23 protein-coding genes and 1 other RNA gene are annotated in these 23933 nt (G+C 59.5%); 11 read left to right on the plus strand and 13 right to left on the minus strand.

All coding sequences use genetic code 11. From position 1 onward, the window contains the following. Positions 1-86: 86 nt before the first annotated feature. The 7 genes from GRI44_RS01180 to GRI44_RS01210 all read right to left on the minus strand — a co-directional run bounded on the left by GRI44_RS01180 (position 87) and on the right by GRI44_RS01210 (position 6181). Positions 87-677, minus strand: coding sequence for a fasciclin domain-containing protein (locus tag GRI44_RS01180; RefSeq protein ID WP_232842940.1), 591 nt, complete (start codon positions 675-677; stop codon positions 87-89). A gap of 433 nt (positions 678-1110) precedes the next feature. Beyond that, positions 1111-1833, minus strand: a complete 723-nt coding sequence (locus tag GRI44_RS01185; RefSeq protein WP_332872323.1) for an anti-sigma factor — start codon at positions 1831-1833, stop codon at positions 1111-1113. Then, positions 1830-2408, minus strand: coding sequence for a sigma-70 family RNA polymerase sigma factor (locus GRI44_RS01190; RefSeq protein ID WP_160599490.1), 579 nt, complete (start codon positions 2406-2408; stop codon positions 1830-1832). Before GRI44_RS01190 ends, GRI44_RS01185 begins: the two co-directional genes overlap by 4 nt. Positions 2409-2413: 5 nt before the next feature. Further along, the gene (locus GRI44_RS01195) at positions 2414-3346 is read right to left on the minus strand and encodes a cation diffusion facilitator family transporter (RefSeq protein ID WP_160601153.1); all 933 of its coding nucleotides are present in this window, start codon (positions 3344-3346) and stop codon (positions 2414-2416) included. Between the two features lie 5 nt (positions 3347-3351). Next, positions 3352-4020 (minus strand): monofunctional biosynthetic peptidoglycan transglycosylase, encoded by a 669-nt coding sequence (mtgA, locus tag GRI44_RS01200; RefSeq protein WP_160599492.1) that lies wholly within the window; start codon positions 4018-4020, stop codon positions 3352-3354. Positions 4021-4203: 183 nt separating this feature from the next. After that, positions 4204-5091, minus strand: a complete 888-nt coding sequence (rpoH, locus tag GRI44_RS01205) for an RNA polymerase sigma factor RpoH (RefSeq protein WP_160601155.1) — start codon at positions 5089-5091, stop codon at positions 4204-4206. A gap of 142 nt (positions 5092-5233) precedes the next feature. Beyond that, positions 5234-6181, minus strand: coding sequence for an RluA family pseudouridine synthase (locus GRI44_RS01210; RefSeq protein WP_160601157.1), 948 nt, complete (start codon positions 6179-6181; stop codon positions 5234-5236). A 10-nt stretch (positions 6182-6191) separates the two neighbouring features. Between GRI44_RS01210 and GRI44_RS01215 the strand changes: the two genes are divergently transcribed. From GRI44_RS01215 to rnpB, 4 genes are all read left to right on the plus strand, one after another. Beyond that, positions 6192-6635, plus strand: coding sequence for a M67 family metallopeptidase (locus tag GRI44_RS01215; RefSeq protein ID WP_232842941.1), 444 nt, complete (start codon positions 6192-6194; stop codon positions 6633-6635). 141 nt (positions 6636-6776) lie between these two features. Then, the gene (locus GRI44_RS01220; protein WP_160599494.1) at positions 6777-7436 is read left to right on the plus strand and encodes a histidine phosphotransferase family protein; all 660 of its coding nucleotides are present in this window, start codon (positions 6777-6779) and stop codon (positions 7434-7436) included. After that, on the plus strand, positions 7433-8137 hold the full coding sequence (locus tag GRI44_RS01225) for an N-acetylmuramoyl-L-alanine amidase (RefSeq protein ID WP_160599496.1): 705 nt from the start codon (positions 7433-7435) through the stop codon (positions 8135-8137). Before GRI44_RS01220 ends, GRI44_RS01225 begins: the two co-directional genes overlap by 4 nt. 6 nt (positions 8138-8143) lie before the next feature. Continuing rightward, an RNA gene (gene rnpB / locus GRI44_RS01230) (RNase P RNA component class A) lies at positions 8144-8569 on the plus strand. 106 nt (positions 8570-8675) lie between these two features. On the opposite strand, the gene GRI44_RS01235 is transcribed toward rnpB, so the two are convergent. Together GRI44_RS01235 and GRI44_RS01240 are read right to left on the minus strand one after the other, a co-directional pair. After that, complete coding sequence (locus tag GRI44_RS01235; RefSeq protein ID WP_160599498.1) at positions 8676-9986, minus strand: UDP-glucose dehydrogenase family protein; 1311 nt, start codon at positions 9984-9986, stop codon at positions 8676-8678. Then, on the minus strand, positions 9983-10786 hold the full coding sequence (locus GRI44_RS01240) for a metallophosphoesterase family protein (protein WP_160599500.1): 804 nt from the start codon (positions 10784-10786) through the stop codon (positions 9983-9985). The genes GRI44_RS01235 and GRI44_RS01240 overlap by 4 nt, the downstream gene beginning before the upstream one ends. A 263-nt stretch (positions 10787-11049) precedes the next feature. On the opposite strand from GRI44_RS01240, the gene GRI44_RS01245 reads away from it, so the two are divergent. Both GRI44_RS01245 and GRI44_RS01250 read left to right on the plus strand, forming a co-directional pair. Next, the gene (locus GRI44_RS01245; protein ID WP_160599502.1) at positions 11050-11802 is read left to right on the plus strand and encodes a TorF family putative porin; all 753 of its coding nucleotides are present in this window, start codon (positions 11050-11052) and stop codon (positions 11800-11802) included. A 185-nt stretch (positions 11803-11987) separates the two neighbouring features. Beyond that, complete coding sequence (locus tag GRI44_RS01250; protein WP_160599504.1) at positions 11988-12425, plus strand: VOC family protein; 438 nt, start codon at positions 11988-11990, stop codon at positions 12423-12425. A gap of 47 nt (positions 12426-12472) precedes the next feature. Here GRI44_RS01250 and nhaA read toward each other — a convergent pair whose 3' ends face one another. Beyond that, positions 12473-13681: a Na+/H+ antiporter NhaA gene (gene nhaA, locus GRI44_RS01255; RefSeq protein WP_160599506.1), complete on the minus strand. Its 1209-nt coding sequence runs from the start codon at positions 13679-13681 to the stop codon at positions 12473-12475. An 88-nt stretch (positions 13682-13769) separates the two neighbouring features. Here nhaA and GRI44_RS01260 point away from each other — a divergent pair, with 88 nt between their 5' ends. The 5 genes from GRI44_RS01260 to GRI44_RS01280 all read left to right on the plus strand — a co-directional run bounded on the left by GRI44_RS01260 (position 13770) and on the right by GRI44_RS01280 (position 19976). Further along, positions 13770-15203, plus strand: a complete 1434-nt coding sequence (locus GRI44_RS01260; protein ID WP_269800963.1) for a glycosyl transferase family protein — start codon at positions 13770-13772, stop codon at positions 15201-15203. Beyond that, positions 15200-16420 (plus strand): hypothetical protein, encoded by a 1221-nt coding sequence (locus tag GRI44_RS01265; protein ID WP_160599510.1) that lies wholly within the window; start codon positions 15200-15202, stop codon positions 16418-16420. Before GRI44_RS01260 ends, GRI44_RS01265 begins: the two co-directional genes overlap by 4 nt. Positions 16421-16490: 70 nt before the next feature. Continuing rightward, positions 16491-17405 (plus strand): sulfite exporter TauE/SafE family protein, encoded by a 915-nt coding sequence (locus GRI44_RS01270; RefSeq protein ID WP_160599512.1) that lies wholly within the window; start codon positions 16491-16493, stop codon positions 17403-17405. Between the two features lie 7 nt (positions 17406-17412). Continuing rightward, complete coding sequence (locus tag GRI44_RS01275; RefSeq protein WP_160599514.1) at positions 17413-18171, plus strand: TIGR02186 family protein; 759 nt, start codon at positions 17413-17415, stop codon at positions 18169-18171. A gap of 95 nt (positions 18172-18266) precedes the next feature. Continuing rightward, positions 18267-19976, plus strand: coding sequence for an ATP-binding protein (locus tag GRI44_RS01280; protein WP_160599524.1), 1710 nt, complete (start codon positions 18267-18269; stop codon positions 19974-19976). Here GRI44_RS01280 and GRI44_RS01285 read toward each other — a convergent pair. Genes GRI44_RS01285 through GRI44_RS01295 form a run of 3 tightly spaced genes read right to left on the minus strand, consistent with a single transcriptional unit; the run spans position 19973 to position 23881 of the window. Then, positions 19973-20707, minus strand: coding sequence for a 7-carboxy-7-deazaguanine synthase QueE (locus GRI44_RS01285; protein WP_160599527.1), 735 nt, complete (start codon positions 20705-20707; stop codon positions 19973-19975). The genes GRI44_RS01280 and GRI44_RS01285 overlap by 4 nt on opposite strands. 3 nt (positions 20708-20710) lie before the next feature. Beyond that, complete coding sequence (locus GRI44_RS01290) at positions 20711-21076, minus strand: hypothetical protein (RefSeq protein WP_160599529.1); 366 nt, start codon at positions 21074-21076, stop codon at positions 20711-20713. 3 nt (positions 21077-21079) lie between these two features. Then, positions 21080-23881, minus strand: coding sequence for a valine--tRNA ligase (locus GRI44_RS01295; RefSeq protein ID WP_160599531.1), 2802 nt, complete (start codon positions 23879-23881; stop codon positions 21080-21082). Between the last annotated feature and the right edge of the window lie 52 nt (positions 23882-23933).

Here is a 23933-nt window from a genome sequence, read left to right on the forward strand (position 1 = left end):
ACCCCGCCCGGCCCATAATTGGCACCGGACGGGGCTTGCCTGAACGTCGCAGAAGGGGAAACGCTGCGCCCAGGCCATGCAGTTGATCAGGCTGGCAGGAAAACACCGTCCGTGACGTGAATGACGCCGTTGGATTGCATGACATCGGCCTGCGTCACCGTGGCCATGCCGCCCTTGGCATCCATGATCATCACTTTTCCGCCCATCACATGTGCCTTGAGCGTGCCGCCCTGAACGGTGGTAAGGGTGGCTGTGCCGCCGCCCTTCTTGATCATGGCCATCAGGTCAGCGGCGGAAACATTGCCCGCAACCACATGATATGTCAGAATATTGCTCAGAGCCGGTTTGTTTTCAGGCTTCAGCAGTGTAGCCACGGTGCCAGCGGGAAGTTTTTCAAACGCCGCATTGGTGGGCGCAAACACGGTGAATGGACCGGGTCCAGACAAGGTTTCCACAAGTCCGGCTGCCTTTACGGCTGCGACCAGCGTGGTGTGATCGGCTGAATTGACCGCGTTCTGGATGATGTTGCGGCTGGGATACATGGCTGCACCGCCGACCATAACCGTCATCGGGCTTTGCGAAGTCGCCATGGATGTATCGGTTGCGGCAACGCAGCCGGTTGTCAGCAAGGCAGCGGCCGCGACAGCGAGGGATTTTTGCGTGATTGTATTGAGCATAATGATCTCCTGTTAAGCACGCCTTTGCAGCCTGCCTGACAAGATACGCAGATGATGGCGCTGCGGATGCAGCCCGTGTTAAATTTATGCAAAGCACCATCTTTTCTGGCATCGCGCCCTTCGCAAGGCCGCCGGCCGCCAGGAAGGAACAGGCGATAGAACCCCGCCCGGCAGGAGGGGGCCGGGCGCAGTTCCTCACGCGGTAAACAAGGGGAAAACCGCGGAGCTGAATTTATATGGGATCAGCGGGGCCGCATCATGCAGTTCCAACCGCCACCACCATGCCAGTGCCTGCTGCCAAGATGGCCGTGCGGGCGAGGGCAAATGATGTGCGCGAATTGTTATTCAGCACGATCCTTCTCCTTTTTCCGCCAGGCCTGTGCGGGCTGACAAAGGAGTTACGCAGCGAGGCGCCACGCGGATGCAGGTGAATTCAGGTTGCCTGAAAAATTCCGTTGGCCACGACCGGCCCGGCATCGCTGCCGGGTTTGGCGCCGCCCAGTGGTTCGCGCGTCAAAAGCAGTTTCGCGCCCTCATGGATTTGCATTGCCACGGCATGGTCCAGCGTCATGCGCCGTTCTGCGCCCGCTTCCACCACGCCAAGTGATTTTGCGCCCTCATCTGGCGTCACCAGCCATAATTCATGGTCATGAACACCGTCGGCTGTAATGCCGCTGGCAGACACGAGCATTTCTTCGCGGTCGGGCAGGTAGGTCAGGCCAATGCGCAGCGGCGTATCGGCAATGGGGATGGACGCGACCAGCGGCGCGGCAGCCGCCAGCGTGGCGGATTGGGGGGCAGGTACGGGGGCAGGCGCGGGGGGCTGCATCAGCGGCAGCGCCAGCAGGGCCAAGGTCACGGCCGCTGCAGCAGAGATACCGGTGGCCATTTGCCAGCGGCGCAGCGTGCGGCGCAGGGCCAGCACTTCGACAACCGGCTGCGCTTCGTCCAGCGCCGCCATGATCCGGGGCCAGATATCATCAGCCGGCGTGATTGCCGGAATCGTGTCCAGAATAGGCGCCAGCCGGTCTTCCCAAGCGGCAACCGCAGCGGCAAAGCCGGGGTCAGTCGCCATCAGCCCGCGCGCCCTGAGTGCCTCTGCACTATCAAGCAGGCCCAGCGCATATTCAGCGGCAAGAATATCCTGCTGCGTCACCCTTCGAGGCACCTTTTCAGCTTCGCCAGCCCGCGGCGCACCCAGCTTTTCATGGTGCCGAGCGGCACATCGCGCATTTCAGCGATTTGCACATACGTCTTGCCTTCCAGAAAGGCAGTGCGGATGGCGTCCTGCTGGTTTTCATCGAGTGTTTTGATGCACAGATGGATTTGCGCGTTCTGCTGAGCGCTTTGCAGCAGATCGTCCGCCAGCGGGGCGGCGTCAGTCAGATCCATCGCTTCATCGACAGGCACGCTGCCCTGCCGCACCTTGCCCGTTCGCAGCCGGTCAATCGCGCGATTGCGGGCGAATGTGGACAGCCAACTGATGGGGCTGGCACGGTCGGCGTCAAACCGGTCCGCCCGCTTCCACAAACTGACATATACATCCTGCAAGGCATCCTCCGCTTCGGCCCGATCACCCAAGATACGGTAGCAGATGCCGAATAGTTTCGCAGAAGTTGCCCGGTAAATGGTTTCCAGCGCGCTGCGGTCGCCATTGGCCAACCGTTCCATCGCCAGTTTCAGCCGGTCACGCGCAGCATCGGCAGCAGTGCGGCCTGCGGGCTGTTCCATGCCGCTCATCCAGCGCAACCGGGGCGTTCAGGCGCAGTTTCGACCTGAACCGTGGAATGGCTGATGCGGAAATCATGGTTCAGCCCATGCGCAATTTTTCGCAGGAACGCGTCACCGGGGTGGCCCTGCGGCATGACCAGATGGGCAGTCAGGGCAGTTTCGGTCGTGCTCATCGGCCAGATGTGCAGATCATGGACCGCCGTGACCCCGTCAAGCGATGCCAGATAGCCGCGAACGGCTGCTTCATCCACGCCTTCGGGCACGCCAAGCAAACCCATTTTGACACTGTCTTTAAGGAGGCCCCATGTTCCCCATGCAATGACCAGCACGATGATGAGGCTGGTCAGCGGGTCAATCCACAATGCGCCGGTCACAAGGATGCCGACCCCTGCAATAACCACGCCCACAGAAACCAGCGCGTCTGCTGCCATGTGCAGGAATGCGCCGCGAATATTGAGGTCGTGCTTGCGGCCGCGCATGAACAGGAGGGCAGTGCCGGTGTTGATCGCAATGCCAATGCCGGCGACCACCACCATGGTCATTCCCTGCACTGGCGCAGGATCATAAAAGCGGTGTACGGTTTCAAACAGGATGGCGCCCAATGCCACCAGCAACAGGCCCGCATTGGCCATGGCAGCGAGAATGGTCGAGCTTTTCAGCCCATAGGTGAACCGCTGCGATGGCGGGCGCCTGGCCAGAATGCTGGCGCCCCATGCAAGCAGCAGGCTGAGAACGTCCGACAGATTGTGACCGGCATCAGCCACCAGCGCCATGGAGCCGGAAATGAGGCCATAGGTGACCTCGATCACCACAAAAGCGGTGTTGAGCACCACGCCTATGGCAAAGGCGCGGCCAAAATCCTTGGGCGCATGGCTGTGGCCGCCTGCATCAGCAGAGCTGTGTGCTGCCCCGTGATTATGTGAATGCCCTGCGCCCATCCCGGTCAGTCGTACACGCAACCATCCAGCCCGTCACGCCTTACAATGCCCATGCGCGCGGCAATTGTGTTGCCATATCTGCGGGTAAAGCCGGTCGGGTTGGTTACTGAACGCTTTTGCGGCAGGGGCAGGGCAGCCGCCATGCGCGCAGCTTCCGTGCGGGTAAGGCGGGCGGCTGAATGGTCGAAATACCGCTGCGCGCCCGCTTCTGCGCCATAGGTGCCGATGCCGGTTTCCGCGACATTGAGATAAACTTCCATGATCCGCCGTTTGCCCCAGATGTTTTCGATCAGGAAAGTAAACCAGGCTTCCATGCCTTTGCGGAAATATCCGCCATCCTGCCACAGAAACACATTCTTGGCAGTCTGCTGGCTGATGGTGGAACCGCCGCGCACGCGCCCGCCTTCGGCATTGCGCTTGATGGCCTTTTCAATCGCTTCTGCATCAAACCCATTGTGGCTGCAGAATTTGCCGTCTTCGGCAGCGATTACCGCCGTGACCAGATTTCGGTCGATGTTGGACAGGCTTTCCCAATCCTTGGTGATGCCGTCACCATTTAACAGCATGGTCGCAGTCACTGGCGGGGGCACGAATTTGAACAGGATCACCAGGGCAAGGCTGAGGCCCACAAACCATATGGCGATCTTGGCAAGGAAAAGGAAAAAACGTGTCATGGCGCTGCGTTAACCGGTTGCCCGCTGTCTTCCTAGTGCAAGAAAGCTCAGGCCAGTGAAGCAATGTCCCGGCAACGTGGAATAATGCCGAAAACATTGCCGCTTGCTCTGCTGACGTTGCCGGATGCCAACCACAAAAAAGGGCGGGTTTGTCGCCCGCCCTTCTGTAAAGGGTCTGACAGTTTATGCCGCTGTCGGCAACAACCGTTCACCGGCAATGCGCTGCATCGCCTTTTGCAGCTTTTCAAACGCCCGCACTTCGATCTGGCGGATGCGTTCACGGCTGACGCTGTAAACCTGTGACAATTCTTCCAGCGTCTGCGGATTATCCGTCAGGCGCCGTTCGGTAAGGATGTGCTTTTCCCGGTCATTCAGGCTGTCCATCGCTTCGCCCAGCATTTCATGCCGCACTGTCGCTTCTTCCGCTTCAGCCACGGTTTCGTCTTGCAACGGGCGATCATCCGTCAACCAGTCCTGCCACTGTCCGCCGCCATCTTCATCGCCGCGCATCTGGACGTTGAGCGAAGCATCGCCGCCCATCATCATCCGGCGGTTCATGTTGATGACTTCCTGTTCGGGCACGCCCAAATCGGTAGCAATCTTGGTCACATCATCGGGATGCAAGTCGGAATCCTCATAGGCTTCCAGCTGCTTTTTCATCCGGCGCAGGTTGAAGAACAGCTTCTTCTGCGCGGCAGTCGTGCCCATTTTCACCAGGCTCCAGCTCCGCAGGATGAATTCCTGCATGCTCGCCTTGATCCACCACATGGCATAAGTGGCGAGGCGGAAGCCGCGATCGGGTTCGAATTTCTTGACGCCCTGCATCAACCCGACATTCCCTTCGGAAATCAGGTCGCTTACCGGCAGGCCATAGCCGCGATAGCCCATGGCAATCTTGGCCACCAGACGCAGGTGTGATGTCACCAACTGGGCCGCTGCCTCAGGGTCTTCATGTTCGGCATAACGCTTGGCGAGCATATATTCCTGCTCGGGCGTCAGAATGGGGAATTTCTTGATCTCGGACAGATAGCGGTTGATGCTCTGCTCACCGCTCAGCGCCGGGACCGTCAAACTTTTCTTGGTGCTCACTTTTTCCCTAACCTTTCTTTCGTCGACCTCGCGGGTGCAAACCCCTGCTGGGCATTCGCGGTCACGGGCCACTTGGTTCTATATAGACCATCGCTGCCAATTCCTGAAGCGCGTTTCATCGATTTCAACGAGTGGCCTGGTCGATCAGTTCCCTCATATCGGTGGGCAATTCGGCGTGAAATTCCACCCATTCACCACTGTCCGGATGAACAAAGCCGAGCGATGCGGCGTGGAGTGCCTGTCTGCTGAAACCAAGATCCCGAAGGACCGGCCTGAGCCTGGAAGGAGTGCGTCCATATGTTTGATCCCCCAATAGCGCATGCCCGATTGACGCAAGATGAACCCTGACCTGGTGGGTTCTACCTGTTTCGAGCCGGCATTCTATCATGCTGCAATCATTGAGAACTTTGAGCGTTTTGTAGTGGGTGACCGCGTGTTTGCCGCGGCTCGATTCGTCATGCAGCACTGCCATTTTCTTGCGGTTGTGATCAGACCTGCCGATTCGCTTGTCAATCGTGCCGGAGGACGGCATCGGGAAGCCGTTGCAGATTGCCCTATACGTCCGTTCGATCGAATGGTCGGCAAATTGCTTTGCCAGCCCTTCATGCGCCTTGGTAGATTTTGCAACAACCAGCAAACCAGAAGTATCCTTGTCGATCCGGTGCACAATGCCGGGCCGCGCGACTCCGCCAATGCCCGATAATTGCCCCTGGCAATGGTGCAGCAGGGCATTGACCAGCGTGCCATCCTGATTGCCTGCGGCCGGGTGGACGACCATGCCCGCAGCCTTGTTGATGACGATCAGATTTTCATCCTCGTACACCACATCCAGCGGGATGTCCTGCGGGCGGGCTGCTGCCTCTGCGGCGGGCGGGACGACAATCGAATATTTCGCGCCAGCCTGCATCTTTGCCGAAGGATTTGTCGCAATGGTCTTGCCAACGGTGATGGCACCTTGGGCCATCAACGCCTTGATCCGCTCGCGCGACAGGCCGCTGGCTTCGGCCAGTGCCTTGTCCAGACGCTGGTTGGATTCCGATAATGCACCAGTAATGACTTCGCTGTCGCTCATGGCAGGGGTAATGACTTCATTGTCGTTCATGGTATTGGAATGGGCGATGAAGCTGGAAGTCTCAAGCTCTGTAATCGATGCCATGCTGCGCGAAGCGGCGAAAGCTGCCCCGCATGAGGCATGCGGAGTGTTGCTGGGCCGCGTTGATGCAGCATTGGCCCACATTGTCGGCATCAAACCTGCGGCAAATGTCGCCACCACGCCGCACATACATTTCGAAATCGATTCCCAGACACTCATCGATTGCCACCGCGACGCGCGTTCGGGCGGGCCGGCGGTCGTGGGCTATTACCATTCCCACCCTACGGGCCCGGCATCTCCCTCGGCAACCGACCGCTCACAGGCAGCGGGAGACAGGCGGGTGTGGGCCATTATCGGTGAAGGGCAGGTCCGCTTCTGGCATGATACTGCGGATGGTTTCGCCGAACTTTCCTGCGTGATCATCCCGGGGTAGTGGCCATTTCAGGTTACAGCCCTGCCTGCCTTCGATATTGATTGGACCAGAGGCAATTGGGTGGGTGGCGCACAAAGGATTTTGCCGTAATACATTTCCAGCTGTAACTGGGCCAACTGTAACTGGAAAATACGCTCTACCATGAACAATACGACCTCTGTCGATCTTGCTGCTCTCCTGTGTTCGCGCTTGTGCCATGATTTGCTCAGCCCGGTTGGCGCGCTGAACAACGGGCTGGAATTGCTGGCCGATGAAAAAGACCCTGAAATGCGCGCCCGCTGCATGGAATTGCTGGAGCAAAGCGCCCGCACCAGTGCCGACAAGCTGAAATTCTTCCGCCTGGCGTATGGCGCTGCTGGCGGGTTTGGTGAATATGTCGAAGTGGCCGAGCCCAAGGCGCTGATCGAAGCGCTGGTGGCGGACAAGAAACGCATCGAGGTGCAATGGGCGCTGGCCGATGCCAAATTGCCCAAGAATGCGGTCAAGGTGCTGCTGAACTTCGCCCATATCGCGATTGACGCGCTGGTGCGCGGCGGCACGCTGGATATCGGCGCGGAAATGCGCGACGGCGCCAGCGAGATTGTGGTGCGCGCGGCCGGCCCCAAAATCGCGTTTGACGATACAATTGGAAAGGCGCTGGAAGGGCGGCTGCCGGAAAGCGAATTGTCCAGCCGCACTGCGCCTGCGCATATGATTGCCCTGCTGGCAGAGCAGGCGGGCGGCGGGCTGCAATATAAGCGCAGCGACGAGGCGCTGGTGCTGGGTGCAGTGCTGCCGCAGCCTGAAGGCATGATCGGATGAAGGACGAGCTCGTTCACCGCGAGCATCTGTCGCCCAATTGCGACGAACGCAGCCTGCCGGTCAGCATGGTGGTGCTGCATTATACCGAAATGGAAAGCGCCGAAGCCGCCTTGCAGCGGATGTGCGACCCGCTAGCCAAGGTCAGCGCGCATTATCTCATCAGCGAAGAAGGCGAAGTCATCCGGCTGGTGCCGGAAGAAAAGCGCGCCTGGCATGCAGGGGCCAGTTTCTGGCGCGGCCACAAGGATGTGAATTCGGCCAGCATCGGGATCGAGCTGGACCATCCCGGCCATGCGCTGGGTTACCGCGAATTTTCCGATAAACAATTCGATGCACTGGTGCCGCTGTTGGCCCGCATCGTGAAGACCCATGATATTCCGCGTGCGAATGTGGTGGGCCATTCCGATATCGCGCCCATGCGCAAGATTGATCCGGGCGAATTATTCCCGTGGGACCGGCTGGCGGAATATGGCCTCGCCATTCCCAAACCGGACATCACGCTTGGTGACCCGTTCGACAATGATGGTGCGTTCTATCTGGCGTTGGAACGGTATGGCTATGACATTACTGATGGGCACAAGGCGGTGGAAGCCTTCCAGCGGCGATGGCGCCCGGAAAAGATCGACGGCGAGATAGATGGGCAGATTCGCGCCATCGCGTTCCAATTGCTCTTGGATCGGGACCGGGGAACCGCTAGATAGGCAGGGCCAGGGGGCCGGGCAGCCGCGTCGTTAGCAATAACGCCGAGGAAAGTCCGGGCTCCACGAAACAAGGGTGGCGGGTAACGCCCGCCGGCTTCCTTCGGGAAGTTAGGGAAAGTGCCACAGAGAGTATACCGCCGGACAGGCGTTCTTCGGGACGCATGACCCGGTAAGGGTGAAAGGGTGCGGTAAGAGCGCACCGCGCGGTTGGCAACAATCGCGGCATGGTAAACCCCACCCGGAGCAAGACCGAATAGGGGCGGCGCGCTGCGCGGCAACGCAAGGCAGGTGTGTTTTGCACTTGATCGCCCGGGTTGGTTGCTTGAGCGGCTTGGCAACAGGTCGCCTAGATGAATGGCTGCCATTGCAGATACGGTCCCGAATGGGATACCGTCTGTGATACAGAACCCGGCTTACAGGCCCCCTGGCACCTATCTGTAAAAACGAAAAAGCCGGAAGAAAATGGCTTTCTTCCGGCGTTTCGTGGGTCAGGGGAGCACAGTTTCAGGCCAGCACGGGCTCAGGCGGGCTGCCTGTATCAGTGGCGGCCAATGCTGACATAGGTGAAGCCTGCATCGCGCACGTCACCCGGCCGGTATATGTTGCGCAGGTCCACCAGCAGCGGCACCTTGGCAAGCTCTTTCACCCGGCCAAGATCCAGCGCGCGGAACACGTCCCATTCGGTCACAATCACCACTGCATCCGCGCCGTCGATAGCCGAATAGGGATCCTTCATCATGGTCACTTCCGGCATCAGCGGGGCGGCCTGTTCCATGCCTTCAGGATCGTAAGCGGTCACTTCCACCCCTGCATCATGCAGCGCCATGGCAATCGCGATGGACGGGCTGTCACGCATATCGTCAGTGTTGGGTTTGAAAGTGAGCCCCAGCAGCGCCACTTTCTTGCCGCGCGCTGTTTCAACGCCGCCAATCGCGTCCAGCACCTTGCGGCCCATCGCGCGCTTGCGCGTTTCATTGGCTTTGACGACCGATTCGACGATCCGCACAGGGCTGTCATAATCTTCTGCGGTCTTGAGCAGGGCCAGCGTGTCCTTGGGGAAGCAGGAACCGCCATAGCCTGGCCCTGCATGAAGGAATTTCGGCCCGATGCGGTTGTCCGCGCCAATGCCGCGGCTGACATCCTGCACGTCAGCGCCGACTTTCTCGCACAGATCCGCCATTTCGTTGATGAACATGATCTTGGTCGCCAGAAAAGCGTTGCCGGCATATTTGATCAGTTCCGAACTGCGCCTGCTGGTAAACAGAATAGGGGACTGATTCAGGAACAGCGGGCGATACACCTCGCGCATGACTTCGCGGCCAAATTCATCCTCGGCCCCAATCACGATCCGGTCCGGGTGCTTGAAATCCCCGATGGCCGCACCTTCGCGCAGGAATTCAGGGTTGGAGACAACTGAAAACTTATGGCTGGTGCCGCTTTCGCGCAGGATCCGTTCCACTTCATCCCCGGTGCCAACAGGCACGGTGGATTTGGTCACTACAACCGCATCGTTCGACAGCGTTTCGCCCACTTCGCGGGCGACCGCATAGACAAAGGACAGGTCTGCATGACCGTCCCCGCGGCGTGACGGAGTGCCAACGGCTATAAAAATGGCCGCAGCCCCGGCAATCCCTTCGGCCAGATTAGTGGTGAAGGTCAGGCGCCCGGCTTTGACATTGGTGCCCACCAGTTCTGCCAGACCGGGTTCGTAAATCGGCATGATCCCGTCATGCAGCCGGTCAATTTTCGACTGGTCCTTGTCGATGCAGACAACGTCATGACCGAAATCAGCAAAACAGGCGCCCGACACGAGCCCAACGTAACCAGACCCCACCATCGCGATTTTCATGTAGCGGTATTCCTCTTTTCGATGGCGATCGTATCGCCGGTCTGAATGGTCTGGATGATGCGGCGCGTATCGCCTTCCAGCACCAGCGCAGTCAGGCGCCCGTTGCGATAGGCGCCGGTGTCAATGCCGATCCGGTTATGCTGCTCGTCCACATCTGTAAAGATCGTGTGGCCGTGAACGACAATATGTGAATGGGGTTCGGTATGTTGCAGAAATCTTTCGCGAATCCACAGCATATCCCGCCGCTTCTGTTCCGCCAGCGGCACACCGGGGTTGATGCCGGCATGGACGAAGACATAATCACCAAGCTGGATATATTCTTCAAAACTGCGCAGGAAATCTGTGTCTTCTGCCGGAATATGGCGGCGCATCAATCCCTGCAATTCGTCCAGCGAACAGTCCAGATAGGACTTGCGGTCGACCCCGTAACTCAGGATGGTTTCGCGTCCGCCATGCTTCAGGAAATGGCGCAGCACGTCGGTATCGTCGAAGGATTCCAAAAACATTTCTTCATGGTTGCCCGCCAGAATGCGTACCGGGCGCTGCTGCTGCCATGCACGGGCGCGGCCAATTACACCGGCACTATCCGGGCCGCGATCAACCAGATCGCCGAGCAGAATGATGGTTGTCGTTGCAGGCGCCTGTTGCCGGTCATCAGCTTCAACCGCTTCAATCAGGGCATCGAACAAATCGAGCCGGCCATGAATGTCGCCAATGACATAGAGCCGCTCGCCCGCAGGCGCCTGCGCGCCGGGCTGCGTTTTCTTCGATTTGAAGAATTGTCTGAAGGGTTCGAACATGGGTATACTATAAGCCTTGTGGTGCCCGCGCATAAGCGAACAATGCATGGCCTGCAACGCATGAGCCGGTGCTTAACTGGGGTCTGATGGTGCAGAAACAACACACCGATGCGCGCTAAATGCGATTGATGGCAATTTCTCTTGTGCAACGCAGCATTGTGCGGCAAGATTATTGCGTATTTGCCAGAGTCCGCACAGCAAAAGATGTGGCCAGCAGATGTGCAGGTGGGACTGAAGCGACACACCAAACAAGGAAGTTTGTCATGCTAACGTCCATCCGCGGCATAGTTGCCGCCTCGATATTTTCTACCACAGCTTTATGTGCAGTTCCGGCATTTGCGCAGGACGCTGCGCCCCCATCTGATTCGTCCATCACCGTTTCAGCCAATGTCGCGCTGACGAGCGAATACCGGTTCCGCGGGGTCGATCTTTCCGGCGGCGATATTGCCGTGCAGGGCGGTTTCGATGTGACGCATGATTCGGGTTTCTATGTTGGCACATGGGGCTCGTCACTTGATGAAGACACTGTGGGTTACGGCGCGATCGAGCTTGATGTCTATGGCGGCTGGACCGGCAATATCGCCGAAGGGCTGTCAGCTGATGTCGGCGTAATCGGCTATCTCTATCCCAATGCAGGACCGGGCGATTTCGATTATATCGAATTCTACAGCTCGCTTGGTTTCACCCTGGGGCCAGCAGAAGCGACAGTGGGCGTGGCCTACGCGCCGGAGCAGGATTCGCTTGGCGGGACGGACAATGTCTATGTCTATACCGACCTTGGGGTGGGTATTCCCGGCACACCAGTGACTGTCACTGGCCATCTGGGCTACACCGACGGTTTCCTGACCTACACCGATGACAGCAAAGCGTTTGACTGGTCGATTGGCGCGGAAGCCGCCATTTATGGCCCGCTGACACTGGGCGTTGCCTATGTCGGCGCAGAGGGCGACTATGCCCCCGGCGCCTATGACTTTACCGATGATGCCATTGTCCTGACACTCAGCGCCAGTTTCTAGGGTTTCAGCCATGTTAAACGATGGGGCTGCGCTGCTTGGGCGCGGCCCCATTGTCGTTTTGGACGGCGCCAGAACATAAGCCCGGGCTTGTCGGGCGCCGCAGATGGCTGCATTGCATCCTGAATGACCCGGCATGCTGCGCTGCGCGCAAGCTGCCTTTGCACAGGACAAGGCACACAAGCGAAATGACCCACTATCTCCACACCATGATCCGGGTTTCCGATCCCGATGCGACCGTGCGTTTCTTCGAACTGGTCGGGCTGGAAGAAGTCCGCCGGTTCGATAGCGAACAAGGCCGCTTCACGCTTATTTTTCTGGCTGCGCCGGGGCAGGCTGGCATTGCCGAAGTGGAATTGACGTATAACTGGCCGCCTGAAGATGGCAGCGCGCCGGAAGAATATTCAGGCGGCCGCAATTTTGGCCATCTGGCCTACCGGGTCGATAATATCTACCAGACGTGCCAACGCCTGATGGACGCCGGCGTGACCATCAACCGGCCGCCGCGTGACGGGCATATGGCCTTTGTCCGCTCGCCTGACGGCATTTCGGTAGAACTTTTGCAGGACGGCAATCTGCCGCCGCAGGAGCCTTGGGCCAGTATGGAAAACACCGGCAGCTGGTAAGCCCGCCGGTTCTGGGTTTACCAGGCCGCTTTAACCGCCGAACCGGGTCAATCCGGTTCGGCTGTCCGGTCGTCAGGATGGGTGGTGGTCAGCCGCAGGATGCCATAACCGATCAGCGCCGAGATGATGGAGCCCAGAAGGATGCCGATCTTGGCTTCGTCAATCAGCAGGCGGTAACCGGGGAACGCCAGTTCGCCAATGAACAGCGACATGGTAAAACCAATCCCGCACAGGACGGACACACCCCAGATTTCCGGCCAGCTTGCGCCCTTGGGACGTTTGGCAAAGCCAAGCCAGTCAGCGATGACGATACTGGAGAAAATGCCCACCTGTTTGCCCATGGCAAGCCCGGCTGCAATGGCCAGCGGCAGGGGCGCCAGAATGCCTTCCATGCCAATCCCCTGCAATTCGACCCCGGCATTGGCGAAACCGAAAATGGGCACAATGGCATAAGCGCTCCACGGCGCGAGGCCATGTTCCAGCTTTTCCAGCAAACTATCCCCGCTCAGGCGGTGCATCGGGATGGTGAATGCGGCCACGACCCCTGCAATGGTGGCATGGACACCGGAATGCAGCACGCAATACCACAACACCGCAGCCATGATGAGATAGGGCGAGATACGGCTGACATGCATCTTGTTCATGCCCACCATGATGCCCAGAACCACCAGTGAACCCACCAGCCACGCCAGTTTCAGATTGGCGGTATAAAAGACCGCAATGATCATGACCGCGCCAATGTCATCGACAATGGCGACAGTGAGCAGAAACAGCCGCAGCGAAGCGGGAACGCGGCTGCCGAGCAGGCCCAGAACGCCCATTGCAAAGGCGATGTCGGTGGCGGCAGGAATAGCCCAGCCGCGGGTCAGTTGCGGATCGCCCCCGGCAAAGAACATGTAAACGGCCGCTGGCGCTGCCATCCCGGCAATGGCTGCCAGCACCGGCAGGCGGCGCTGTTCCGCCGTGGCCAGCTGCCCGCAGATCAGTTCGCGCTTCACTTCCAGACCGACCACGAAGAAGAAAATGGCCATCAGGCCATCGTTGATCCACAAATGCGCAGTGTCGAGCTTGGCCACAGGGGTCCATGGCATGGTGCCGTGGAACAGCTGGTAATATTCATGTGCCAGCGCCGAATTGGCCACCAGCATGGCGGCTGCTGCCACGAAGATCAGAAGCACGCCTGCCGAGGCGTCGCTGACAAACAGCGCGCGTACGGGTGCAAAGACGGAGCGAAGAGGAAGTTTTGTATCTGCCATATGTCTGGCGCCCCTCTTTATTAAATCTTTGCGCGTTGCAACCTTTCAAACCCTTCGTTAGGCATGATTCTTCAGGGAGAGGTCGCACTTGACTGTCGGAGGTTTCACAGAATTTGAATGGCTTATGCTTGTCGAGCATGAGCTGCTTCTGTTTGCCGGAGTCTTTTTTCTGATCGGCGCTGTGGACGAATTTCTGGTCGACCTTGTGTGGTTGTGGCTGCGCGTGACCGGAAAGGCCAAGGCACAAACGATTGGCGCTGTGCCTGCATCGACCGGCATGATTGATGATTTGTCAGGCAAGGCGGCTGTCTTTATCCCTGCATGGCAGGAAGCAGGCGTCATTGGCGCCACCATTTCCCACATGCTGTCGGTCTGGCCGCACAGATCGCTGCGCGTGTATGTCGGCTGCTACCGGAATGATCCCGCCACGATCGAAGCCGCGATCCGGGCCGCTGGCGGGGATGGGCGGATGCGGCTGGTCATTCATGACCGCAACGGCCCCAGCACCAAGGCTGACTGCCTGAACCGGCTGTACCGTGCGCTGGAAGATGATGAACAGCGCAGCGGTGCATTGTCGCACATGGTGGTTCTGCATGATGCCGAGGACATGGTCGATCCGGCCGGCATCGTGCTGCTGGACGACGCCATTCAGAATGCCGAACTGGCGCAATTGCCGGTGCTTCCGCTGCCGCAACCGGCCAGCCCGTGGATCGGCAGCCATTATTGCGAGGAATTTGCTGAAGCCCATGGCAAGGCAATGGTGGTGCGCGATGCCTTGCGCGCGGCCATGCCGCTGGCGGGCGTGGGCTGCGCCATTGGCCGGAACGCCCTGGCCAAACTGGCGGCTGCAAAGACTGACAGGCAGCCTTTCGCGGCTGACTGCCTGACAGAGGATTATGAATTGGGCCTGGGCATTGGCGCCCATGGCGGCAGGGCGCGTTTCCTCAGATATCGCCATCCGTCGGGCGATCTGGTGGCGACAAGGGCGTATTTTCCCGCCCGTCTGGATCTAGCGGTGCGCCAGAAAACACGCTGGATCCACGGCATTGCCTTTCAGGGCTGGGACCGTCTTGGCTGGAGGGGGCGCCCGGCTGATATCTGGATGCAGATGCGGGACAGGCGCGGGCCGTTTACCGCCATGGTTCTGGCATTGGCCTATCTGTTGCTGGTGCTGGCCACCATCAGCTGGGCGCTGTCCATCATGGGCGCGGCGCCCGCGATGGAATTATCTGCCCCTCTTGAGGTGATTTTGGTCCTTAATTTCGCCAGTTTTGTGTGGCGGGCGCTGTGGCGGTTCGGCTTTACAGCGCGCGAATATGGCTGGGCTGAGGGGCTGCGTTCCGTGCTGCGGATACCCGTCTCCAATATCATCGCCATCATGGCCGGGCGGCGGGCGTTTGCCGCCTACGCCCGCGCGCTGTCAGGCCAGCTGCCCGTGTGGGAGAAAACCCACCATCATGCCCATCCCGCCATTTCGCCACTGCCTGCAACGGTCAGCCCGGCGCGAAGGCAGGCGATATGAAGCGCGCGCAACAGCGCCGGGCAGGGCAGCCCATGGTCATGCTGGGGGTATTGCTGGCTGGCTGGACAATTGTGCGCCTGGTGATGTGGGAATCGCCATTTCCCGCGCATATTACTGCCGCGAAGCCATATTTTGCCGCAGCAGATCAGCACGCATCCGGCCCGAAAGGGCAACAGATCAGCCAGACACAGGTGGCACGCAGCCATCAGCCTGCGGCTGCCGTTGCAGCGGGAATGTTTTCAGGAAGCAGTCCAGCCCTTAAGCCGGCCAGCAATCCGGCTCTTGATCCGGCCATCATCCCGGCACCTGTGCCAGCACATATTGACCGCTATCGCCCGCCATCTGGCTACCATTCTGCCCCCCAATCTGTAATGCAATCAGACGGGCAGACGTTTGCTTCGCAACAATTGCTGTGGATGGCAGCGATGGCCAGCGTGTCTGTGCCGGGCGAGCTTGTTTCATCGATGCGCCGGTCTGGCCGCAGCTTTGCGCAAAACGCTTCATCGGCGGCAGCACAACCGGCAGAGGCAGCACCATTCTCGTCAGCCATTCAGCCACCGCGCAAGCGCTGGTCGGCAGATGCATGGGCTTTCCTGCGGCCGGATGCGGCGCCTTCGTTGGCCGCCGCCCCGCGTTATGCAAGTTACGGCGCCAGTCAGGCAGGCGTAGTGCTGCGCTACCGGCTGGCGAGTGACAGCACACATCGCCCGTCAGCCTATATCCGCGCGACCAAGGCACTGGCTGACGGCGGCGAAGCGGATCTTGCGCTTGGCCTTGGCGCGCGGCCACTTGCCCGCATTCCCGTATCCGCCCAGGCAGAAATGCGGCTGACCAGACAGGGCGGCAAGACAGAATTGCGCCCTGCTGCCTTTGTCGTCACAGAATTTGCGCCAGTCCAGCTGCCCCATGGCATCCGTGCAGAAACATATGGGCAGGCGGGCTATGTCGGCGGCAGCTTCAAGACTGCCTTTGCCGATGGCCAGGTACGGGCAGACAAGGCTGTTGCCCGGTTTGACCTGGGCGCATTGCGCGCAGGCGCAGGCATTTGGGGCGGCGCGCAAAAAGGGGCATCGCGGCTGGATATTGGGCCAACTGCGTCGGTTGAAATGCAACTGGGCAAGGTGCCCGCGCGCATCATGCTGGATTACCGAATGCGCGTGGCGGGTGACGCAGTGCCCGGATCAGGTGTTGCCCTCACGCTTGCTACCGGATTTTAATCCCGGTTCAGTCGCGCAGAAAGCACGGTTCGGCTTTAATCCGGCGCCGCGCTCGTTTAGGGCGTGAGGCATGGACGTTTATCTCCCCATTGCCAATCTGTCAGTCAACGGACTGGTCATTGTCGCATTGGGCATGATTACGGGCATTCTGTCCGGACTTTTTGGCGTGGGCGGCGGGTTTCTTACCACTCCGCTGATGATCTTTTATGGCATCCCGCCCACTGTGGCAGCCGCTTCTGCTTCTACCCAGGTAACCGGCGCCAGCGTATCCGGGGTGTTTGCCCATACGCGCCGCGGCGGGGTGGATTACCGGATGGGCGGAGTGATGGTGGTCGGCGGCATTGTTGGCGCAGGCATCGGCGCCATCTTGTTCCGCTTTTTCCAGTCGATTGGCCAGATCGATGTGGTGATCAATGTGCTGTATGTCGTCATGCTGGGCACCATCGGCACGCTGATGGCGCGGGAGGCGCTGCAAACCCTGCGGCCGACTGAAAAAGGCGTGGCGCGTGCGGCCAAGAAACGGCGGCATCATCCACTGGTTACGGCATTGCCCCTGCGCTGGCGTTTCTACGGCTCGGGACTTTATATTTCGCCGCTGGCACCGCTGCTTCTGGGCGTTATCGTCGGCACGCTGACCATGCTGATGGGGGTTGGCGGCGGTTTCATTCTGGTGCCTGCCATGCTGTATATCCTTGGCATGAACGCCAATGTCGTGGTCGGCACATCGCTGTTTCAGATATTGTTCGTCACCATCGCCACCACCATGATGCACGCGCTGACCACCCGCGCTATCGACATTGTGCTGGCAGTGCTGCTGCTTCTGGGGTCTGTATCGGGCGCGCAGATCGGGGCCAAGATTGCCCGCCTCGCCAAGCCTGAAATCCTGCGGCTGGTGCTGTCGATCATTGTTCTGCTGGTGGCGCTGCGGATGCTGTTCGGGCTGGGTTATCGGCCGGACGAGATTTTCACGGTGGTCGGGCTGTGAGGCCGCGATGCTGAACAGGGCGCTGTTACTTGTGCTGTGCTTCTTCGCGCTGACCGGCCAGCGTGATCCCATTCTGGTGCCCGAAGTATCGCAGCATGAAGTCCAGGTCCGCCAGGGTTTTACCGGGACCGAATTGCTGCTGTTTGGCGCGATCCTTGATCCCAGCGGTGCCCGCGGCGGGCGTGATTATGACATTGTGGTGGTGCTGAAAGGGCCGACCGGCGCAATCAGGGTGCGCGAAAAGGAACGCATCGGCGGCATGTGGATCAACGCCAATACGACTGATTTCCGGTCTGCGCCGTCCTATTTCGCGGTGGCATCCTCCGCGCCCGTGGCGGACATTGTGGATGAACGCACAGCGGCCATCTACGAATTCGGGCTGGGCTTCATCCAGCTGTCACCATCGGGCACGATCGATCCTGAAGAACAGCTGAAATTCACCGAAGGGCTGGTTGATCTGCGGCGCAGGCAGGGCCTGTTCAAGGAAGATATGGGCGGCGTGAAAATCAGCGAACAGGTGCTGTATCAAGCCCGGATCGCCTTGCCATCCAGTGTCCAGACCGGCACCTATACTGCTGAAACCTTTGCCATAACGCGCGGGCGCGTGATCGCATCTGCCGTGGCCGAAGTGGAAGTGAAGAAAGTGGGCTTTGAACGGTTCATCGAACTGTTCTCGCAGCAGCAGGCATTCTGGTACGGCCTGATTGCGGTGTCCCTGTCGATTTTCATGGGCTGGCTGGCCGGGCGTGTCTTCGCAATGATTTAAGGCCAGAATGTTTTTGCTTGATGCCCATGTTGATACGAAATTAACCCTCTGATGCCTATTTTTCCTGATAAATAATCTGGGAAAGACGCGTAATCATGACGGATATGGCAAATGGTAATTTCGGCCAGGCACACGCTGTTGCCCAATCCGACCCGCAGCCTGTGAACGGGCAGGCCCGTGATGGCGATCTGGATACGACCGATAATTCATCGCGGCCCATTGGCGTCGTCCTCGAAATTGCCGGTTCCGGTTCGCAGATAGCGCTGGATCTGGAACGGTTGAGCGAATGCATGGCGGACAGCGATCCATCCATCGGGCTTGCAGGCCAGGTGGGCAGCCAGATCAAGATCCGGGTGGGCAACAGCTGGCTGCTGGCCAGCGTGCGCAACCAGCGGCAGGACCGCCGAGCCAATGGCGGCATCATCGCCAACATCGATTTTCTCGGTGAAGGCCAGGAAGAAAAGCTGACCGGCCGCATTCACGGTTTCCGCCGCGGCGTTACCCGCTACCCCATACCGGGCGCGTTGATCTATCCTGCCACAACCGAAGATTTGCGCCAGATTTACGCCAGTGACGGGCGCGCAAACGTGCAGATCGGCACTGTTTATCCCACCAAGGACATTCGTGCCGGCCTGTATATCGACGCGATGCTGGGCAAGCATTTCGCGCTGCTGGGCTCCACTGGCACCGGCAAATCCACCAGCGCGGCGCTGATCCTGCATCGCATCTGCGAAGCGGCACCTGCCGGACATATCGTGATGATCGATCCGCACGGCGAATATTCCGCCGCCTTCAAACAGACCGGCATGATTTTCGACGTTTCCAACCTGCAAATGCCATATTGGCTGATGAATTTCGAAGAACATTGCGAAGTGCTGCTGTCATCCACTGGCAATGAACGCCAGATCGATGCCGATATTCTCGCCCGCTGCCTGCTGCATGCCCGCTGCAAGAACCGGCTGGCAGCGACAATGGGCAAGATTACCGTTGATTCGCCAGTGCCCTACCTGCTGTCGGACCTGTCGAACGAGATCAAGACCCAGATGGGCAAACTGGACAAGGCCACGTCCAGCGCGCCGTTCATGCGGATCAGCAACAAGCTGGACGAGATCAAGTCAGACCCGCGCTACCAGTTCATGTTTTCGGGTATGCTGGTGGGCGACACCATGGCGGACTTCATTTCCAAGGTTTTCCGTATGCCGAGTTCGGGCAAGCCGATTTCCATCATCGACGTTTCAGGCGTGCCGTCCGACATTACCTCCACCGTGGTGGCCGTATTGTCGCGGCTGGTGTTCGATTTTGCCATCTGGGGGCGGGATGAAAAGACCAGCCCAATCCTGCTGGTATGCGAAGAAGCCCACCGCTACGTGCCCAATGAACGCAATGCGGATGGCTCGTCCGTGGGCCGCATCCTCAGCCGCATCGCCAAGGAAGGCCGTAAATACGGCATTTCGCTGGGCCTCATCACGCAGCGCCCGTCCGACCTTGCCGAGGGCGTCTTGTCACAGTGCGGCACCATCATTTCCATGCGTCTGAACAACGACCGGGATCAGGCCTTCGTGAAATCCGCCATGCCCGAAGGCGCGCGCGGCTTCCTCGATTCCATTCCTGCATTGCGCAACCGCGAATGTATTATCTGCGGCGAAGGTGTGGCCATCCCCATCCGCGTTGCATTCGACAATCTGGAAGAAGTGAAACGCCCGGCGTCCGAAGACCCCAGCTTTGTCGAGTTGTGGCGTCAGACCGGCGGCGAGGAGGAAATCGTCCACCGCACCGTGCAGCGCTGGCGCAGCCAGGGAACCTAAGTTCCGCGCGTATCGCCGAAAATGTGGATATGCAGCCGGTCGCTCATGCGGAAACCGTGCTGCAGGCACAGCGGCACCAGCCATTTTTCGCGGGTCCGCAAGGTCGCGCTGTCAGTGCCTTCCGGCATCAAAAACACGCGGGCTGGCGGAATGGCGTGGGCACGCACAATGGCGGCGGCTTCGGCCACATCGCCAGGCCCGGCGCAGACGAATTTGAAAAAGGCCCGCTCATCGCGCGCATAATGGTTCAGCCGTTCGGCAATCAGCGCCAGCTCTGCCGGATTGCCGCTATGCGCCAGTTTCGGGCTGACATTATATTGGTCCACGCGGATATCCACGCGGGCAGGGGCGCTGGTTGTGCCGTTGGTTTCAATTTCCACGGTTACATCGGGCAGCAGTTCCAGCATTTTCGCAAGAGCAGGGGCCTGTAGCAATGGCTCACCGCCGGTGATGACAATCCGGCGTTGGCCCAATGCGGCGATGCGAGCGGCCACATCGTCTTCTTCCAGCGTGACCTGATTGGCCTTGCGGTCAAACGTCTGGCCGCTGCGATGCGGGCGCTCGTCCCCGTCAAAATGCCAGGTGTATGCCGTGTCGCACCAGACGCAGGCAAGATTGCAGCGTGAGAGGCGCACAAACGTGCAGGGCGTGCCGGCTGACGGGCCTTCGCCTTGCACCGAAGCAAAGATTTCCGGCTCACCCGGAATGGTGGTGGCAAGGGTGAGTGCCATGGGTCAGCCGCCTTTCGCAATCGTGTCTATACCGCCATCGAGCGATCCTGTCGCCAGCGCGATGCCGCGCCCCAGAGAGGCGGGCGCAATCAGTTCCAGTTCGAACAGGCCGCCGTCATGGGCGTAGATCGCTTCAATTTCGACTGGTCCCGGAGCGAGGCCCAGTGCCGCAATCGCATCGGCAATCCGCGTTTGCCACTGGGGCCAGTCATTGTGAAGCTGCGCCAAGGTGGCAACGCAGCCATCACGGTCCTGCCCCGAGGCAGAGATGGACACCAGATGGCCGTGCCAGTCACCTTCGGCCACAAGCCCGGGCATTGCCGGCTTTTCCGCCAGGTTGAAACCGGGCGGGCCTTTGGCGCCTGCCACTGCTCAGCCCAGCCGTTCGAGCGCCGCCTGCAGCCGTTCCACTTCGGCGGAATGATGCGCGAAATCAGCCTTGGCCTTGTCCACCGCTTCCGGCTTTGCGCGATCGACAAAATTGGCATTGCCGAGGCGCCCTTCGAGCGATTTGGCTTCTTTGGCTGACGCTTCGAGCGCCTTTGTCAGGCGGGCCTTTTCCGCGTCAATATCGATTAGCCCCTCAAGACCAACGATATATTCTTCTCCAACCGCCTTGAACGGTGACCCCGATCCCGGCAAGACGTATCGTTCTTCAGTGCGATCCTCCAATTGCCCATCAGAAAGGTTGATGCGAACTCCGGTATGGAAAAACTCTACCGCTTCCAATTTGCCGATACGCGCTAGGACAGGCCCGTGTTTCACAAATAAACTAGCAAGTTCATTGAAACGACCTTCGGTCAATTTTCGACGGTCCAAGCCCATCACGATTTTAAGGCCGGGTGGAATGGACGTTTCAGCGCGGAATGAGCGAACGCTCGTGAGCAAAGCAATCAGCCATTCGACTTCAGCCTTGGCAGCGCCGTCCACCTGGGCCGCAGGTTCCGGCCATTTGGCAGTGATGAGCGGATAATCCGCCCGGTCGCTGCCGATCTGCCCCTGCGCGTGCCACAATTCCTCGGTGATGAAGGGCATGAAAGGGTGAAGCATGACCAGAATCTGGTCGAGCACCCAGCCGGCGACTGCTCTGGTTTCCTCGTCAAAATTGCCCTTGATCAGTTCGATGTACCAATCGCAGAAATTGTCCCACACGAAGTGATAGATCGTGTTCGCCGCCGCATCGAACCGCAGGTCCGCCAGCGCCTTGTCCAGGCTGGCAAGCGTTTCGACAACTTCGCCGATGATCCAGCGGTTGACCGCGCTGGTGGCCGCAGCCGCTTCCAGCGTGGTGGATGCACCGATGCCATTGGCCTGGCAGAACCGTGTCGCATTCCACAGCTTGGTGGCAAAGTTGCGATAGCCTTCGACCCGCTTGTCATCCATCTTGATGTCGCGGCCCTGGCTTTCCATCGCCGCCATGAAGAAGCGCAGCGCATCGGCGCCATATTGATCGATCAGCCCCAGCGGATCGACCACATTGCCTTTCGACTTGGACATTTTCGCACCATCTGCCGCCCGCACGAGGCCATGCAGATACAGCCGCTTCCACGGGTTTTCGCCCGTCAGATGCCGCCCCATCATCGCCATCCGCGCATCCCAGAAAAACAGGATGTCGAAGCCGGAAATGAGCAGGTCGTTGGGGTAATGCTTCTGGTACAGCGGCGCGTCCTCATCCGGCCAGCCCAGCGTGGCAAAGGGCCACAGGGCGCTAGAGAACCATGTGTCGAGGACGTCGCTATCGCGGGTCAGCACGGCATCGGCGCCAGCCTTTGCCTGCGCTTCGGCTTCGGTCAGTGCGACAAAGACTTGCCCGTTCTGGTCATACCATGCCGGAATCTGGTGGCCCCACCAAAGCTGGCGGCTGACACACCAGGGTTGAATGTTTTCCATCCAGTTGAAGAAAGTCTTTTCCCAGCTTTTCGGGATGATTTCGATATCCCCATTGCGCACCGCCTTGATCGGGGCCTGCGCCAGCGTTTCGGCATCGACATACCACTGGTCGGTCAGCCACGGTTCGATAACCACGCCGCCGCGATCACCGAACGGCGTCTGGATCGTGCGGGGTTCGGCGTCATGCTCCTGAGTTTCGCCGTCCTTGTCCTTGATCACATGGGGGATGAGGAAGCCAAGTTCCTTCATGCGCGCCACCACCAACTCGCGCGCGCCATCCACCTTGTCGCGCCGGAACCGGTGCAGGCCGATGAATTCATCCGGCACCAGCCCGTCGGCCGTCTGGCAGACATTCGCCTCGCCATTGAGCATGTTGAGCATATCGCCCGCTGCAATACCGGCGCGCTTGCCCACTTCGAAATCGTTGAAATCGTGACCCGGCGTGATCTTCACCGCGCCAGAGCCCAGTTCAGGGTCGGCGTGTTCATCAGTGACAATCTTTATCCGGCGGCCCGTAATGGGCAGGATGATGTCCTTGCCCACAACGCTGGCATAGCGTTCATCCGTCGGGTGCACGGCAACGGCCATGTCGGCCAGCATGGTTTCCGGCCGCGTGGTGGCGACTTCGATGTAATCGCGTCCATCAGCCAGCGTCACTCCGTCAGCCAGCGGATAGCGGAAGTGCCAGAAGCTGCCTTTGACTTCCTGCGTTTCCACTTCGAGGTCGGAAATGGCCGTTTTCAGCTTCGGGTCCCAGTTGACCAGTCGCTTGTCCCGGTAAATCAGCCCCTTGGCATGAAGGTCGACAAACACTTTCATCACCGCATCGGAAAAATGCGGGTCCATGGTGAATTGTTCGCGTGACCAGTCCATCGAACAGCCAAGGCGGCGCAGCTGGGTGGTAATGGTGCCGCCGCTTTCGTGCTTCCATTCCCACACCTTGGCGATGAATTCCTCGCGCGTGTAATTGGTGCGCTTGTCCTGGCGCGCTTCCATCTGGCGTTCGACCACCATCTGCGTGGCGATGCCGGCATGATCGGTGCCCACCACCCACAGCGCATCCTTGCCGCGCAGCCGCTCGTAACGGATGACGATATCCTGCAGCGTATTATCCAGCGCATGGCCGATATGCAGGCTGCCGGTTACATTGGGCGGCGGATTGACGATGGTATAGGGTGCAGCATCGGGGCGCTCGGGCCGGAACAGGCCGTGTTTTTCCCAATGGCTGTACCACCGCTGTTCGATTGCGGCAGGGTCGAAGGTCTTTGAAAGTTCGCTGGTCATGACGGACACGCCTTTGCCAGCGCTGCCGCTTATAGGCAACGCGCTTATCGCT

This window comes from Allopontixanthobacter confluentis (genome assembly GCF_009827615.1).
GTDB classification, from domain to species: domain Bacteria; phylum Pseudomonadota; class Alphaproteobacteria; order Sphingomonadales; family Sphingomonadaceae; genus Allopontixanthobacter; species Allopontixanthobacter confluentis.